General features: G+C 33.4%; 11 protein-coding genes and 1 tRNA gene. 4 read left to right on the top strand and 8 right to left on the bottom strand.

The features are described from left to right. Positions 1-124 precede the first annotated feature (124 nt). The 5 genes from CYAN10605_RS02760 to CYAN10605_RS02740 all read right to left on the bottom strand — a co-directional run bounded on the left by CYAN10605_RS02760 (position 125) and on the right by CYAN10605_RS02740 (position 8,506). Complete coding sequence (locus CYAN10605_RS02760) at positions 125-3,361, bottom strand: efflux RND transporter permease subunit (protein WP_015218414.1); 3,237 nt, start codon at positions 3,359-3,361, stop codon at positions 125-127. A 253-nt stretch (positions 3,362-3,614) separates the two neighbouring features. Beyond that, complete coding sequence (locus CYAN10605_RS02755; protein ID WP_150108923.1) at positions 3,615-3,956, bottom strand: hypothetical protein; 342 nt, start codon at positions 3,954-3,956, stop codon at positions 3,615-3,617. 23 nt (positions 3,957-3,979) lie between these two features. Then, on the bottom strand, positions 3,980-6,127 hold the full coding sequence (locus tag CYAN10605_RS02750; RefSeq protein WP_015218412.1) for an FHA domain-containing protein: 2,148 nt from the start codon (positions 6,125-6,127) through the stop codon (positions 3,980-3,982). Continuing rightward, positions 6,127-7,335 carry a glycosyltransferase family 4 protein gene (locus CYAN10605_RS02745; protein WP_015218411.1) on the bottom strand — a complete coding sequence of 403 codons (1,209 nt, stop codon included), beginning with the start codon at positions 7,333-7,335 and terminating at the stop codon, positions 6,127-6,129. Before CYAN10605_RS02745 ends, CYAN10605_RS02750 begins: the two co-directional genes overlap by 1 nt. Positions 7,336-7,600: 265 nt before the next feature. Then, positions 7,601-8,506: an alpha/beta fold hydrolase gene (locus CYAN10605_RS02740; RefSeq protein ID WP_015218410.1), complete on the bottom strand. Its 906-nt coding sequence runs from the start codon at positions 8,504-8,506 to the stop codon at positions 7,601-7,603. Between the two features lie 90 nt (positions 8,507-8,596). Between CYAN10605_RS02740 and CYAN10605_RS02735 the strand changes: the two genes are divergently transcribed. Next, positions 8,597-9,034: an ATP-binding protein gene (locus tag CYAN10605_RS02735; protein WP_015218409.1), complete on the top strand. Its 438-nt coding sequence runs from the start codon at positions 8,597-8,599 to the stop codon at positions 9,032-9,034. Between the two features lie 29 nt (positions 9,035-9,063). Here the strand turns inward: CYAN10605_RS02735 and CYAN10605_RS02730 are convergent, their stop codons facing one another. Together CYAN10605_RS02730 and CYAN10605_RS02720 are read right to left on the bottom strand one after the other, a co-directional pair. Further along, a complete protein-coding gene (locus tag CYAN10605_RS02730) occupies positions 9,064-10,026 on the bottom strand; it encodes a pentapeptide repeat-containing protein (RefSeq protein ID WP_015218408.1) in 963 nt (320 codons plus the stop codon). Positions 10,027-10,369: 343 nt separating this feature from the next. After that, a complete protein-coding gene (locus CYAN10605_RS02720) occupies positions 10,370-11,383 on the bottom strand; it encodes a DMT family transporter (RefSeq protein ID WP_015218407.1) in 1,014 nt (337 codons plus the stop codon). A gap of 349 nt (positions 11,384-11,732) precedes the next feature. On the opposite strand from CYAN10605_RS02720, the gene CYAN10605_RS02715 reads away from it, so the two are divergent. Next, positions 11,733-12,779 carry a PstS family phosphate ABC transporter substrate-binding protein gene (locus CYAN10605_RS02715; protein WP_015218406.1) on the top strand — a complete coding sequence of 349 codons (1,047 nt, stop codon included), beginning with the start codon at positions 11,733-11,735 and terminating at the stop codon, positions 12,777-12,779. Positions 12,780-12,900: 121 nt separating this feature from the next. On the opposite strand, the gene CYAN10605_RS02710 is transcribed toward CYAN10605_RS02715, so the two are convergent. Further along, entirely contained in the window at positions 12,901-13,683 is a 783-nt protein-coding gene (locus CYAN10605_RS02710) for a type 1 glutamine amidotransferase (RefSeq protein WP_015218405.1), read from the bottom strand. Between the two features lie 263 nt (positions 13,684-13,946). Here CYAN10605_RS02710 and CYAN10605_RS02705 point away from each other — a divergent pair, with 263 nt between their 5' ends. After that, entirely contained in the window at positions 13,947-14,771 is an 825-nt protein-coding gene (locus CYAN10605_RS02705; protein WP_015218404.1) for a hypothetical protein, read from the top strand. A gap of 348 nt (positions 14,772-15,119) precedes the next feature. Continuing rightward, a tRNA-Asn gene (locus tag CYAN10605_RS02700) sits at positions 15,120-15,191 on the top strand. Positions 15,192-15,492: the final 301 nt, after the last annotated feature.

The following is a 15,492-nucleotide window of genomic DNA, read 5'->3' as shown; positions in this document are numbered from 1 at the left end:
AGTTGATAATTAATAACTCCTAACTCTCATCCTCATTACTCATTACTCCCCTAAACTTGCAACCGTCAAACCTGACACCTGCCCTTATTCGATATTTTTAAGCCCAACTGAAGTTATCATATTTTTAACTCAAGGCTTTTTTAGAAGTAGGAGAGGGAATAATATCTTCTTTATAAATAACTGGATTAGTGGAAAAACTAAAAGGTTGATGTAATAAGAGATAGAGACAGGGAATTAAAAATAGAGTTAGTAAGGTTGCCAAAGATAAGCCAGAAAAAACGACAATACCTAAAGGTTGTAAAAATTCCCCTCCTTCTCCAGCCCCTAAAGCGAGAGGAAACATCCCTAAAACCGTCGTAATGGTTGTCATTAAAATCGGACGTAGTCTTTGAGACGCCGCTTGAAGCATTGCTGTATATCTACTAGGAATTTTAATATCTGGATTTTCCAACTGACTTTGATAAATTTGATTAGCTAATTCCACCATCACAATAGCGTTATTCACCACGATACCAACTAATAATACTGCCCCCACTATTACCGTTGCCCCAATGGGAGTTTGAGTCACATATAAGCCGATAATCCCGCCAGATAAGGCTAGGGGAAGGGTAAACATAATAACTAAAGGATCAACTAAAGAATTATATTGCACCGCCATAACGACAAAGACCAAGAAAGCGGCTAATCCTCCTAAAATGGGTAAAGTGGATTGTAGTTGATCATTACTAGTGGCGGCAATACTTGGTAAAATTCTTACTCCTTGGGGTAATTCAATCTCATCAACAATTTTTTTCACCTCTGCTAGGGCAGGTCCTAAACTCGCATTTTCGGCTAAACTTCCTTGAATGATATAAACTTGTCTTTGGTTGATACGTTGAATTTCCGAAGGGGCTTCTCCTTTGCGAATAGTGGCTACATCTCCTAAACGAATTAAACTATTATCGTCAGTGAATAAAGGCACTTCTAGTAAACTATCAGCATTTTGGACTAATTCGGGATTAAGTCTGACTCGAATATCAATCAATCGATTATCTTTTTGCAGTTGAGAAACCACTAAACCGCTAACGGTAGTTTGTAAAGAGTCAGTAATATCGCTTATATTTAAGTTATAGTTAGCTAAACGAAGCAAATCAGGCTCAATAACAATTTCTGGTTGGGTTGGGTCCGCATCGGGGCGAAAATTACTTAATTTTGCTTGTTGATCAAGAATTTCGATTACTTTTCTTCCTGCTTCTTCAAGAATTTGTTGGTCATTTCCCTGTAAAATAACATCAATATCTGCTCTTACAGGAGAGTTATTTAAAATTAGTCCTCTGACACTACCCGCAGAGACTCGCAGACGAATATCAACTAAATTTAATTCTTGCAGTTTCTGATTGAGATTGCTGATATATTTATCAATATCAGTATTAGGTTTGAGGGTAATATTACTAGAACCTCTCAAGACATTTTCACTGGTGGAGCTAGAAAATAAAAATCCTCCAGAGGTTGTGAAAACATATTCGGTTTCTGGCTGTTTAAGGACGATTTCATCTACTAACCCCATAACTTTTCTGTTGGTGGGCAAAGTAGTGCCGGGAGGAAATTGGGCAAATAGGTTTACTTGTCCCGTGTTAATACTCGGTAAGATTTCTTGGGGGAGTTGTTGTGCCAATGACCATGATGTTAAACCAAAACTCAGGAAAATAGTCAAGACGATTAACCAACGAATTTTGAGTAAAAAACTCAGTGTTGCGGTATAACCATTATTAGCCGCACTAAAAGCCTTATTAAACCAAGAAATTACGAAGAAACGCCTTATTTGACTGGAAAATTGAATTGCTAACAACCTAGATGTAAGCATAGGAACAACGGTTAAAGCAACAACGATGGAAGCGGCAACGGCAAAGCTGATGGTTAAGACTAATTCGTTAAATAAAAGGGAAATAAAGCCACCAATCATTAAGAAGGGTAAAACTGCCACCAGGTTGGTGCTAGTTGAGGCAACTAGGGCGGATTCTACTTCGGAAGCACTTTTAACAGATTGATTGAGGATTTGACGGCGATAAATTCCTTTTTCTTCTACTATGGGGTCATGGATTAGTTTTTCTGTTCCTTCGATAATGGTTTCTAGCATCACAATGGAGTTATCCACCACGATACCAACCCCTAAAGCTAATCCTCCTAAACTAAAGATATTCAGGGTTAAACCAAACATTTTCATCATGATTACCGCCGCCAAAGTGGCTAGGGGTATGGAGATGACGATAATCAATGTTTGACGTAATGAACCTAAAAATAATAAAACTGCGATCGCAGCTAATGCAGTACCAATTAAACCTGATGTAATAACGTTGTTGATAGAATTGCGGATGAAAATAGACTCGTCAAGGGTGGGTAAAATAACTATATCTTCTGGGATAACATTGCCGTTACGTAATTCTTCTATTTTGGCTTTGACATCTTCTACCACTTCGATGGTATTTGCTTCGGGTTGCTTTTGAACACTGATTTTGACAGCAGGTGTACCATTTAAAGAGACAAAAATGCGTTGCTCTTGGGCTCCATCAATAATATCTGCAAATTCTGTTAAATAAACTCTATTATTAGAATTAGGTACAGCAAAAGAAATATTTTCAAAATCTTCCACACTTTTAAATTTTCCGATAACTCTGGTTAAGGGTTCGTTTTCTTCCCCAATTAAACGCCCTCCTGTTATATCCTGATTCGCTTCTTCAATTTCGTCTAAAACATCTTGTAAACCAATGCCCAATGCTTGAAGGCGATCGAGGTCTAGGCGTACTCCAATTTCTTCATTTACGCCCCCAGATACATCCACACTAGCCACCCCCGGCACAACGGTTAATTCTCTGGCTAATTCTTCCTCTGCAAATACTCTCAAAGGTAAAATATCTCTGGTGTCAGAAGTCAAGGCAAACTCGTAAATAGGCAACTGGGAAGGCTCATACTTGAAAACCCTAGGAGTGTCAATATTTTCAGGAAGTCGGTTTGTTGCCCTATTTAATGCCGCCGTTGTATCGTTTAAGGCTTGGTCAACATTTCCCCCAACTCTAAAAAATAGATTAATACTGACTCTATTTTCTCTGGTTTGAGAAGATACTAATTCTACCCCTTCCACTGCCGAAAAAGTTTCTTCTAAGGGTCTTGTAATCTCCTCTACGGCTATTTCTGGAGCTATTCCTTCTGTTTCAACCCTTACACCAATACGGGGATAAGTAATCGAGGGTAACAAATCCACTTGAATAGTCGTGATAAAAAATATACCAACCACCATCACCGCAAGGGTGAGCATAATTGTAGCAATGTGGCGTCGGATAGATATAGCACTAATGCTAAAAGAAGACTTACTGGATGAATCCATGGGAATAATATGTCTGCGAGAGTGTAGATTTTTGCAATTTCAAAACTAAGGTAGCACATACTCATTCAAGTTTGCGTGAAAAGTGTTTTGAAGGGATTAGGCAATAGGGAAATAGTCGGATATTTCGATTAATATATTGATAGTTAAAAGTTAGTTTCCCTCACTTCTTTTTTTTCCTTCTCATTAATTCCCCTAAATTTGAAACCTGCCTAAATCAAACATTAATTGTGTTGAAATGAGGTAACATCAGTTTTTAATTAGCTATTTTTACATCAATAATTAACATTACTTGATCACTTAATTTGCAGTCGATATTGCCTTGACATTCTGAAGCCAAAATATTAGTTTTTTCATATAATAATTCTACTTTTTTGTTAATTAAATTAGACTGTTCACAAATAGAAAAATCTGCTAATTCAACAGTAATATTTCCTTCCATATCTAAAAGTTCTACATAGCAGCCGCGATCCCCTGTATTCATATTAATAATAGTTGCTATTGTTGGTGGAATTGCTAATACTCGAGAAATCGAATTAACTCCGATGGATAAAGCTGAAAAAAGTAAACCTACTAATATTTTTTTCATGATTTTCAATATAACTATAGATATAATTGTATCTATATCTTTGCTAATTTTTTAAACTCTGTAATTTCCTTGCTTAAACTTTTTTCTTTTTCTTTTAAAGATTCTAAATTAGCCTTAATTATAACTTGTTGTTTTTCTGTTTCCGATATATAATCACCATAAATTTCTTGTACTCTTTCTAAGGCACTATCAATTCTATTCGCTTCATATTCGAGGGCTAAATTTATATCTTGAATTACTTTTTCAATTAGATTTTTACTCAGAGATTGATAATAAGTATTAACTTCTTTTTTGAGTTTATCTTCTGCTTCTTCTAACTTTAAATTATTATCTTGATTATAAGAATTAGTCAGGAAAAAAATAAGAGCAAAAACAGCTAAACCAAGTAAAAAAGGAAAACGTTGAAACCATTGAGAAAGTTGTCCAAAAATTTCATTTTTTCCCATTTTCTGCCCCAATATCGCTAACAGCATAGTTGCCATCATCATAATTTGCATCATATTTGCTCGTAAGGTTTTCATAATATAGCCTCCCATAGAAACTTGTTTATGACGCACCTCACTTTCAATACCCATAAAAGAAATTAAAAAATTATTAGCAATGTCTAATTCAGCAGGGGGAGAAAAAGGAGATTCAGAAAATAAATCAGGTATAACATCAACATAGGTATAAACTCTTTTTAATAAATCATTTAAACCTCCATGATTATAGTTATTAATAATTTTATCCCACTCTTTTAAAGCCCATTTTTCCACACTATTGGTTGTGAATTTGATTAAAACTTCATTCAAATCCGCATTAACATCCCCATGAGTAGGAAGTAATTTTACATGAGGTTGTCCTTGTTTTTTGAAAATGGTTGGTTGTAATTCATCCACAAAATTTTGAATTTTTCCAACGATACTGCGTTTACTAAAATTATCTAAAACTGAACTTTTTGCTTGGGCTAAATCTGATTTAATTTGCTTGAAAAATTTATCTTTTTCTTCTTTGACATTACTTATGGCATTTTTGGTTATTTCTTTCCAATTTTTTTGAGTAATTTTGGTGAGTTTGTCTTGAGATTCTTTAATTTTTTCTTTTAATTCTTCATCCTCTTGAGTCAAAATTTCCTCTAAAGGCGATACTAAAGGGTTTAATTTAGCAGTTAATCTTTTTGCTAAGATATTTTCTGGTTGACGTTTAATAATATTGCTTAGTACTTTGATAAATTTATCTTGATTTTTTTGCTCAATTTTGCTTAAATTCTCTTGTACTTCTTCTTGATAAAAAGCCTTTAATTTAAGAAAAAATAATTCTATTTTGTACTCTATATTTAATGAATTTATCTGATTTTCTAAATTAGTATTGGTTTCTTCTAAATTTACATGACTTTCTTCAGCAAAATCTACTATGATAAAAACTTTAGAGAGAAAAGAAATATCTAAGTTAACTAAAAATTCTTTTTCATTATGACTCAAATTATTATTATCCAAAATTAGCAAAAGTAAATCACAGTCAATAATATATTGATATTCATTATTAATATTTTCTGAAAAATTAATGGATTCTTGACTAATTTCAAAACAAGGAATATTTGCTTTTAATTCTGGATAAGCTAGGGTAATAGTATCGGAATTATTTAAAATAGTACTACCATTTAATTTTTCTCCGTTAATGAAAGTTCCATTACTACTATTTAGGTCTGTAATTTGCCATCTTATTTCCCCTTGCTTATTTTCTATGGGATTTATTTCAGCGTGTTTCCATGAAATTCCTTGATAAATATTGCTATCTAAAAATATAGGATTTTCAGGACATCTGCCGATTAAATAATTATGATCTTTTTCAAGGATATATTCTTCTATAATTTCTGTGGAATCAACTATTAATCTTTTCAGAGTTAGAGTATTTTTTATTTGAGGAGAAATAGGTAAAGGGGAAGAAGGAGTTAAATCATATTTAATCTGATAGGTTTGCGTAAATTCTGAATAATTACTAATTAAGTCAAACAATGCTTGATTAAGGGTTTCATTATTACTAATAATTTGTAGAGTTAGTTTTTTTTCACTTAATGTTTTTTCTATATATTTAATTTTTTCAATTACTTCATTTAATTCAGGATAAGTGGCTAATTTTCTTCTGAGAAAACTTTTGATACTATCTATATTCTGTGCTAGTTTATCCGCTTTTGGAGCCATTAGTTTGTAACTACTATCTCAAACAAGTTTTTTAACTTTTTCGCTTCTATTTCTATATCATGATTATACTTAACTTTTTTCTTGCTTATTATTCCTATTTGATTTAATTTTTCTGGGGATAAACTCAATGCCTTTTCTAATTTTTCCGTTAAACTTTCCACATCTCCCGCAAAACATAACCATCCTGATTCATTTTCAACTACTAATTCAGGTATTCCTGCAACGTATGTACTAATAACAGGTCTTCCTAGTGCAAAAGATTCCATGATTACTACGGGTAAACCTTCGGCAAAACTGGGTATTACCATTAATTTTGCTTCGTTAATTTTCATTTTCACTTCTTCACTACTAGCCCATCCCGTAATATTTATTTGTGATTTGATGTGTAATTTTTCTGCTAATTTTTCTATTTCTTGCCTTAATTCTCCATCCCCAACAAGGGTAAGTTGACAAATTATTCCTTTTTGTTTTAATCTTGCGATCGCATCTAACAATAATAATTGCCCTTTTTGTGGACATAACCTACCAACGCAAACTAGATTATTTTCTGAAGGAATAGGAGTAATTTCTGCTTGAATAAACTTCTCATCTAAGCCACAGTGAATAACATGGACTTTTTGCCAGTCTTGATACTCACACCAACGATAAACTTGACTTTTGCCGTAGTTACTAATCGTCACCACAAATGTAGCTCTCTTGATTTTTTCAGAAAGTGCGATCGCATCTGGTTTATCAAACTCTTCAGGGCCATGAATAGTAAAGCTATAGGAGATATTTCCCAATAAACTTGTGAGCATAGCAACCGTCGTTGAATTTGTCCCGAAATGGGCGTGTATGTGCCTTATTTGCTCTTGTTTTAGCCAAAATGACAAAACACAAGCCTCTACCAAATATATTAAATTAACCATGACTCCTCGTTCCGAACGATAACCGATTTTGAAAGTCAGAATCAAGGCTTTTATAAAATTAAGAGGTTGAAACAAAATCACCCTCAGTAGATAAAACAGTAATCCTTTAATTCCCAACTCAAGAATAAATCTTGTTTTTAATAATTCTTCCTTATCTTCATCATCAACTAATTCATCACCAATTTTTCTAACGGAAAATCTTTTAATAGTGACTCCCAAAGATTCCAAAGCAATAATTTCTCGCCGAATAAAACTATGACTAACTTTCGGATATTGATTAATTAAATAAGCTATTTTCATCACAATGAAGAATTAATATCAATTTAGCAAGTAGGAATTATTATTGGAAATCTAAAAATGGCAAGACATTTTTTTTATTTCTTAAAAAAGTTTTCAGTTGGTAGGTATTAGATGTCAGGTTGAATAAAAGTTTAGAAATTATTATTTAATAATCCCCTCTTGCCTCTTGCCTCTTGCCTACCCTAACTAATCATTTACATACTCAAAGTGATAGAGCCACAATTTTTATACTCAAAGTAATAGAAGCCTTTACTATTATTTCTGATTAATTAGTAAAAGATTGACAAAAATTAATTGTTTCTTTGACAAAATCTTCCGTTGACTCATAGGGTAAAACATTTCTTCCTTTCAACTTCTTCCCTGTTAAATTAGGAATATTTTTCTGATATAATTCTATTCTTTGATCAGGTGTTTCTTTAAAACCTTCTTTACTTACACTTGTTGCTTTTTCGCCCATTAATAATAAAATTTTTTGATCTAATTTTGCCATTAATTTTGAGTAATCTTTTCGCCAAAAACCAGCCAGAAAAGAAAAAACAGCATAGCGACTCATAGAATTAGTAGCTGCTTTTTCTAACATATCTAGCCATTCATCATCAACATCCTTTTCTTCTCCAAACAATTCCTTGATAGAAAACGATTTAATAAAATCTCGACGACGGGCATATTGGTAAAATAAAGAACCAATAAAACTATCAAAAAACAGATTCCAAATAATTTCACTAACCCTTAAATTTCCCCCGTTAATCATAATATTCCAAGCAGGAGGCCCAGACAAAATTAAACCCTTAATTAAATCACATTTTAAATCTCCAGCACTCATATAAATTGCAATAGGGAAAGATGCCCCTTGAACAACTAAAATAACTGGTTTTTTGACCACATTCATTATAAAATGATTGAGTTGACTAGCCCAGTCTTTTGGATCATAAGCTAAACGTACTAAATCACTTTCACCACACCCCAATAAATCAGGGTTATAGATAGGAATTTGTGACTCCGAAACAGTTGAGTTTGAAAGAAAACGATGCCAAAAAATACCCGACAAACCAACTCCGATAGGATGAATTAAAATTATGGCATAAGGAAAATTCGATTCTGTATTATAACTGGTGTAAGCACACTTATATTTATTCCAATTATAATACTGAGTTGAAGGTGTAATAGTCATAATATGGCTGGTATTAATTTAGGCTAGAATAACTTTATCTAATAGTAGTTTAATTTAGATTGAGATAAGAGCGAAAAATTGCGGGGGATTGTGGGAAAATTGGAAGTTACTCAACACATATCATTCAGAGTAAAAAGTGATTTAATCTATCTCAAAGAAGTTTTATCTCGATTTGAAACTCTTAGACAAGAATGGATTAGTGAGAAAGATTGGTTACAGTCTCAGTTAGCTTTAGCGGAGGCTTTTACTAATGCTGTGCGCCATGCCCATAAAAATAAACCCCCCGAAACTATTATTGAAATAGAAATTAATATCAGCGAAGAAGAAATAAAAATTCAGGTATGGGATTTTGGGCAACCTTTCCAGTTAGAATCATTGAAACAAAGGGTTAATCATCAAGGAGAATTTGCAACGGGAGGGAGAGGGGTTGAAATTTTGCAAAAAATAGCCGATGATTTAAGATACGATCGCATTTCTGATAATCGTAACTGTTTAACCATCAGAAAAAAATTATCTTTAGCTAACTAGATGAAAAAATAGAAAGTTTAATCTTAAATCTAAGGATGAATTGAACCATCTGGCATGGTTGTACCAGTCAAAATTACACCACTTAAAGCACTACTGCGTAAATTTGCCCCCCTTAAATCCCCATGGGATAAATAAGCATCAATCATACTCGCACGGTGAAAAGATGCCTCTGTTAAATTAGCTTTAAACAAACAAGCATAACTAAAAATACTATTTTTGATAATGGCATTTTCTAAAACAACTTCTTGTAAATTTGCCCCCGTAAAAACAATTTTATTTTTGTGAGGAGACTTAATATTTAACTCTGATAATTTTATTTGATAATCAACATTGGTATTTTTCAAGACTGCCCCACTGAAATTTGCACCCCTTAAATTAGCATTTTCCAAATTGACTCCCTGTAAAATACTTTCACTCAAATCAGCATTTCGCAAAATACTTTTAGACAAATCAGCACAACGCAAATTAGCCTCCTCTAAATCACATCCTTGAAGATTTGCACCCGATAAATCCGCCCTTGTAAAATCTGCCCCCGTTAAATTTACACCCGATAAATCTGCCCCTGATAAATTAGCCCTAGTAAAATTAGCCCCCATAAAATTAGCTTTTGTTAGTTTACAATTTTGTAAATTTGCATAACTAAAATCACTATTAATTAATGAAGATTTACTCAAATTACAGTAGCTTAAATCTGCTTGAGATAAGTTAGCACTGTTTAAGTTTGTCCAACTTAAATCCCCATAACTAAGATTACTATTACTCAAGTTTACACTGATTAATTTTGCACTTATAAAACGACTATGAATTAAATCAGCTCTGGATAAATTTCCACCACTTAAATCACTTCCACTTAAATTAGCCCAACTTAAATTACTTCTATTTAAGTCAATTTGGGTTATGTTTGCTCCAATTATATCTTCTCTGGATAAATCAGAATTACTAAAATTTCTTTCCCCTTGATCGTATAATCTGAGTATCTCATCGGCTGTCATGATTGCTTCTAAAATTAATAATTGCTATATATAAGTTATGGAGATTGACTAAGTAAAAAATTAAGTTTAGATTCACTTTCTAACTGGTACAATTCATTACAACCACCTATAGATTTATTATTAATAAAAATTTGAGGAACTGTTTTTTTTCCTTCTGTTCTTTGTATCATTAATTGTCTTGCTTAGTAAAAGGTATCAGGTTGCAGGTGTCAGGTGTCAGGTGAAATAAAAACTGTTAATTTATCAAAAATTTATTTTTGTTATAATTTGTCCAATACATTATAAGGTTTATAACAAATAGTTATTTTCTAATAATTTATCATCACTACTGTATAAGAGCTGATTATTCTTTATTAGTAGTTTGTGTTTGTTTTAATTTTTTTAAGAAAAAATACAGGTTTTCCCTAAACATAAATTTACTGATTTTTTCCCTTTGATTAATCAAATAAATACTAACTAAGGTTAGCCATACTCCTTGCCATTGTAGATCAGAAAGTTTTTCTTCTAGTAATAAATTACCAAAAGTTAGCGCAAATACGGGAGTTAAAAAAGTTAAAGCACTAAGGCTAGTTAAATTTCCCTTTGAAGCGAGGAAAAAAAATACCCCATATGCGATCGCGCTTCCGAAAATAGTAGCATAAGATAAAAGTAACCATGAGTTTAAATCAAGATTAATCCATTGATTCGTTTCATACTGAAAACTAAATAAAAATAACACCAAACCACCAATAACCAAATGCCAACCAGTTGCCACCACTGCATCCACATGACGACACACGAAAGGAATCATAATCGTGCCTCCTGCCATCGATAAAGAAGCTAGTAACATTAACCATTCACCATTATCAAATAAACCATTCCAACTCCAATTAAAACCAGTAAAATCCCCTTGTAAACCTCTTAAAATCCATTCATCAGGCAAACCAATTAAACTAATGCCCACAATTCCAGTTAATAAGCCTAACCATCCCCAAAAACCGATAACTTCTTTAAATAGCCAACGAGACATAATCGCCACTGCTAAGGGTTGAGAGTCAATCATCACAGAACCCAAACCAGCACCAGTACGCATCAACCCCTCCCCAATAAATCCTTGAAAACAGCAACCATCTACTAAGGCAAAAAAACAAATCCATAACCAACCCCGAAGGGAAATAGCTTGAGATTTGCCCAACATCAAAGCCACTAACAAAATTAGCAACCCTGCGGGAAAAATTCTCACCCCTGCCATAAATAAAGGAGTTGTTTGGGGAATAACGCTTTTCATCGCTACCATTGCTGTGCCCCAGAAAAAAAAAGGTGAAATTAAAATTACTGGCTGAAAAAATAACCAATGGGACTTGAATTTTAGATCCATTTATTTAATTCTATTTTTGTTACATTTCTTTATATTAATCAGAATTATGTTACTTTGTTTTGTTTTATGTCGTTACCTTATTGAAGAAAGAGTGGATGAGAAGGTAAATGACGGAGCATAAATATCGATTCGTTGTCAGAATAAGCTGTTTTATTGACTTAACTGGTTGTCTGCCAATTTCTCCCTAATTCCCATAACTTGTATAACTAAATTTAATAATCAATTTTAGTAAATTAAGAATAGGTTAAAAGTAGTATTTAGAATTAAGTTAACTTTAATAAATTTCCTGTATTTTTTTATAGAAAAAAGTATAAAATAAAAACATATCAAAAAAGTTTGAAATGACAATATGTTCAATATAAATGTCTTGACAACTGTAAAAAAAATTGGGATTCCTTTAGGAATTGTGGGACTAATTTCTGCTTGTGGTAGTCAATCTTCTCAGGAAAATCAGACAATTCTTATTGATGGATCTAGTACAGTATATCCAGTTACAGAAGCGATCGCATCTAATTTTAATCAGAAAGAAAATGCCCCTGTGGAAGTCAAAGTCGGCTTATCAGGTTCGATAGGAGGTTTTGAAAAATTTTGTCAAGGGGAAACAGATATAAATAATGCCTCTGTGCCCATACCTCAACGTTTTATGGAAGAATGTAAAAAAAATAATATTGCCTATATTGAATTACCCATTGCTTTTGATGCTTTAACAGTAGTTATTCATCCCAGTAATGATTGGGCAAATACGATGACAGTGGAAGAATTAAAAACTCTTTGGCAACCATCGGCGGAAAACAAAATTGAAAACTGGAGTCAGATAAACAGTCAATGGCCCGACAAAACAGTTAATTTATTTGGACCGGGAAGAGACTCTGGTACATTTGAATTCTTTACTTCCGCTATTGTCGGAGCTGAAGATAGTAGTCGTAATGATTATGTTTTTAGTGAAAATGACGAGGCTTTAGTTCAGGGCGTAATACAAGATCCTAATGCCTTAGGCTATTTTGGTTTTGCTTATTATAAACAGCATCAAGATAAACTCAAAGCAGTAGCCATTGACAATGGCAATGGTGGTATCTTACCCTCAGATGAAACTATTAAAAATAATACTTATCGCCCTTTAACAAGACCTCTATTCATCTATATCAACGCTAAAAAAGCTCAAGAAAACCCTGCCCTACAAAAATTTGTCAAATTTTATTTAGCAGAAGCTCAAAATGTTGTGGAGACAGTGGGCTATTTACCTCTACCAGAATCTGCTTATAATCTAGCCTTAATTCATTTTGAAAAAAATCACGTTGGTACGGTTTTTAATGGCAAACCAGTATTAAATGCTAGTATTGATGAACTTTTAACCAAAACTTATGCGTCTGAAGATAAAGAAGGTTATGTGTATTGATAAGTAACGGGGTTAGATAGGGGAAGTTAATTAAACACTTTTGCCCTCCCCCCTCGAGAGGGGGGATAAAGGGGGGTTTGCCTCTTGCCTTTTGCCTCTTACCCCTTGCACTTCCTGAAATTCACTGGTTTAACATTCTTTTAAGCATGGCCTTGCGGCCATTATCGGCTAAATAATCATCTAAGGGATTAAGACTGATTTTTTCTTGGTACTTGTGTTCGATCGCCTTTATGATTAACCAATCTGCGAGAAAAGGATTTTTGGGTAGAAGAGGCCCATGGGCATAAGTTGCGATCGCATTTTGATAAAAAGCCCCTTCATAACCATCCTCACCATTATTACCATAACCACTAACTACCTTGCCCAGAGGAGAAACATCTCCTAAATAAGTTCTGCCCCCATGATTTTCAAACCCTACAACAGTAGGCACTTCCCCCAACATTTCCTCTAAATCGGCTTTTAAAGTAGGAGCAACAATATCAAAAGCCACATTGCCAATGCAACGGGGTACATTTATGCCCGGATGTTTTGTTACTAAATCTAAAATACCTAATCCCTCAATCTTTTGCCCTAAAGCAGGTTCATAATATTTCCCTAGTAATTGGGGAGAACCACAAGTAAATACCCCCGGAATCCCTGAAGTTAATTTTTCCTTGATAATCTGGGCTTTTTCTCCCTGTAAATCACGCATCACTATTTCCTGCTGTCTATCTTGTGCCCCTCCCCCCACTATCAAATCAAATTCCTGAAAAGATGCGATCGAACTCTCTTGATCTAAGGCTAAAATAGAAACATCTAAATCTCGCCATTGACAACGCCTTTGTAAACAAATTACATTGCCGCGATCGCCATAAGTACTCATTAATTTAGGATAAAGCCAACCAATAGTTAACTGCATGGACATAGGAAAGAATTAAAAATTAAAAATTAAGAATTGAAAATTAGATGTTAACACCTAGCTTTTAATCTCTTATTGATTACCGATTATTTATTCTACATTGTAGATTGTCCATTATTCTTCTCAACTACTCGCTTTTTTCCTGCTAATTAAGACACAAAATTTGAGTTTATTTTGAATTTTCAAAAGTTTTAACTTATAATTGTTCAAGTATTTAGACCTAGTTAAAAATAACTGTTGGTCTGTTATTCACCTAACCACTTAACACTATGAATGGAAAAGTAATAGATAGTGGTGCTAACAGTATTCCATTAGTGTTACTGCCTTTAGCTTTCATCATTATTATTGTATTTGTTGCATGGCCATTATTAGTGGCAATATTTATATTTGCCCTTGGCTTGAAACTTTGGGAAAGATTCCGATTGCAACAATTATCAGAAGAAATAGACCCTTACTTCAATAATTTAATACAAGCGCATCAAGGTTGTGTAACCGTACTCGATCTTACCAACAAAACTGAATTAAAATCGAAAACTGCTCGTTGGTATTTAGATCAAAAAGCAGAAGAGTATGGTGCAGTCAAAAGACAATACGAAGATAAAGGAATTGTTTATTACTTCTTAACTGCAAGTACTTTAGGCAGTATTCTTGATGATAGTGAACCTGACGACAGTGATACTGATGAGGATATAAATATAGCATCTTCATCACAGCAAAGCTCTTCATCTTATTCTAGTATTTCTCCAGCATCTTCTCCAACTCCAGAAGTAAAATTAGAATCTGTTACCATCACGCCCCCAGAAAATTCTTCCTCCTCTCCCCCTCCTGTGAATGATGATTCCGTTTCTAACACTTCCCCAGAAGTTGAAACTTCAACTCAAGAAGAAGACACATCCAATAACCTTGACAATCAAGAAGAAAATGGTATGAGTCTCAATCAAAGTGACTTAGCCAAGCGTTTAGAAGTACATCCGAGTACAGTAGGAAAACGAAAGAGCGATCGAGATTTTGGTTTATGGAGTCAAAGCCGTGATCCAGACGGCATTCCTTGGCAATATATAGAAGACACTAAAATGTTCATACCTCTTAAATAACTTCATTTAAACCTAAAATTTTAATGGAGTAAAAGTTATTTCAATTAGTAATTAGTAATTAAGGCAAGGCAACATGCAAAAGGCAAGGGGCAATAGTGAATGGTTGATAATTAAGAATTAAAAATTAATAACTCTGAACTCGTCTTCCCTAATACCTCATCTCTTTCTCCCTCTCTCTACTCATTACCCCAAACCCTCAATAATCAGAACCCCTAACTGATTTTCCTTCCCCCTATCACCTCCTCCCATTCCTATATCGAAATCCAAAGAAAAATTAAAAAAAATTTTTTTCCTCTTGCTTTTTTTTATTTATCTAGCTATAATAAGTAAATGTGTTAAGCAACGCAATCCTCGATAGCTCAGCGGTAGAGCGGTCGGCTGTTAACCGATTGGTCGTAGGTTCGAATCCTACTCGGGGAGTATAAAATCTGGATACATAAAATAACTAGAGAAACAAATATTACTAATAAGGGGCTTTTTAGCCTCTTTTTTGTTCATAATTTTTTGATTTATCCGGCAAACTTCATTTTACTGAAATTCTGCATCAGTATAGTAGCACTATAAAAGAAAAATTTTAAAATCAATTTTAAGAAGTTTCTCTTCAATTGTTATTACTATTCCCTGTTCTCTATTTCTTTTTTTTTATTACTAATGGCTTTTGTCCAAATTCTATAAAAAAGCCTGACATAAGTAAAATTTATTAAAAAAATCAAAAAAAATA

The organism is Cyanobacterium aponinum PCC 10605 (assembly GCF_000317675.1).
Lineage (GTDB): Bacteria > Cyanobacteriota > Cyanobacteriia > Cyanobacteriales > Cyanobacteriaceae > PCC-10605.
Note: the sequence above shows the minus strand (reverse complement) of the source record. Positions and strands in the feature narration are given on the sequence as shown.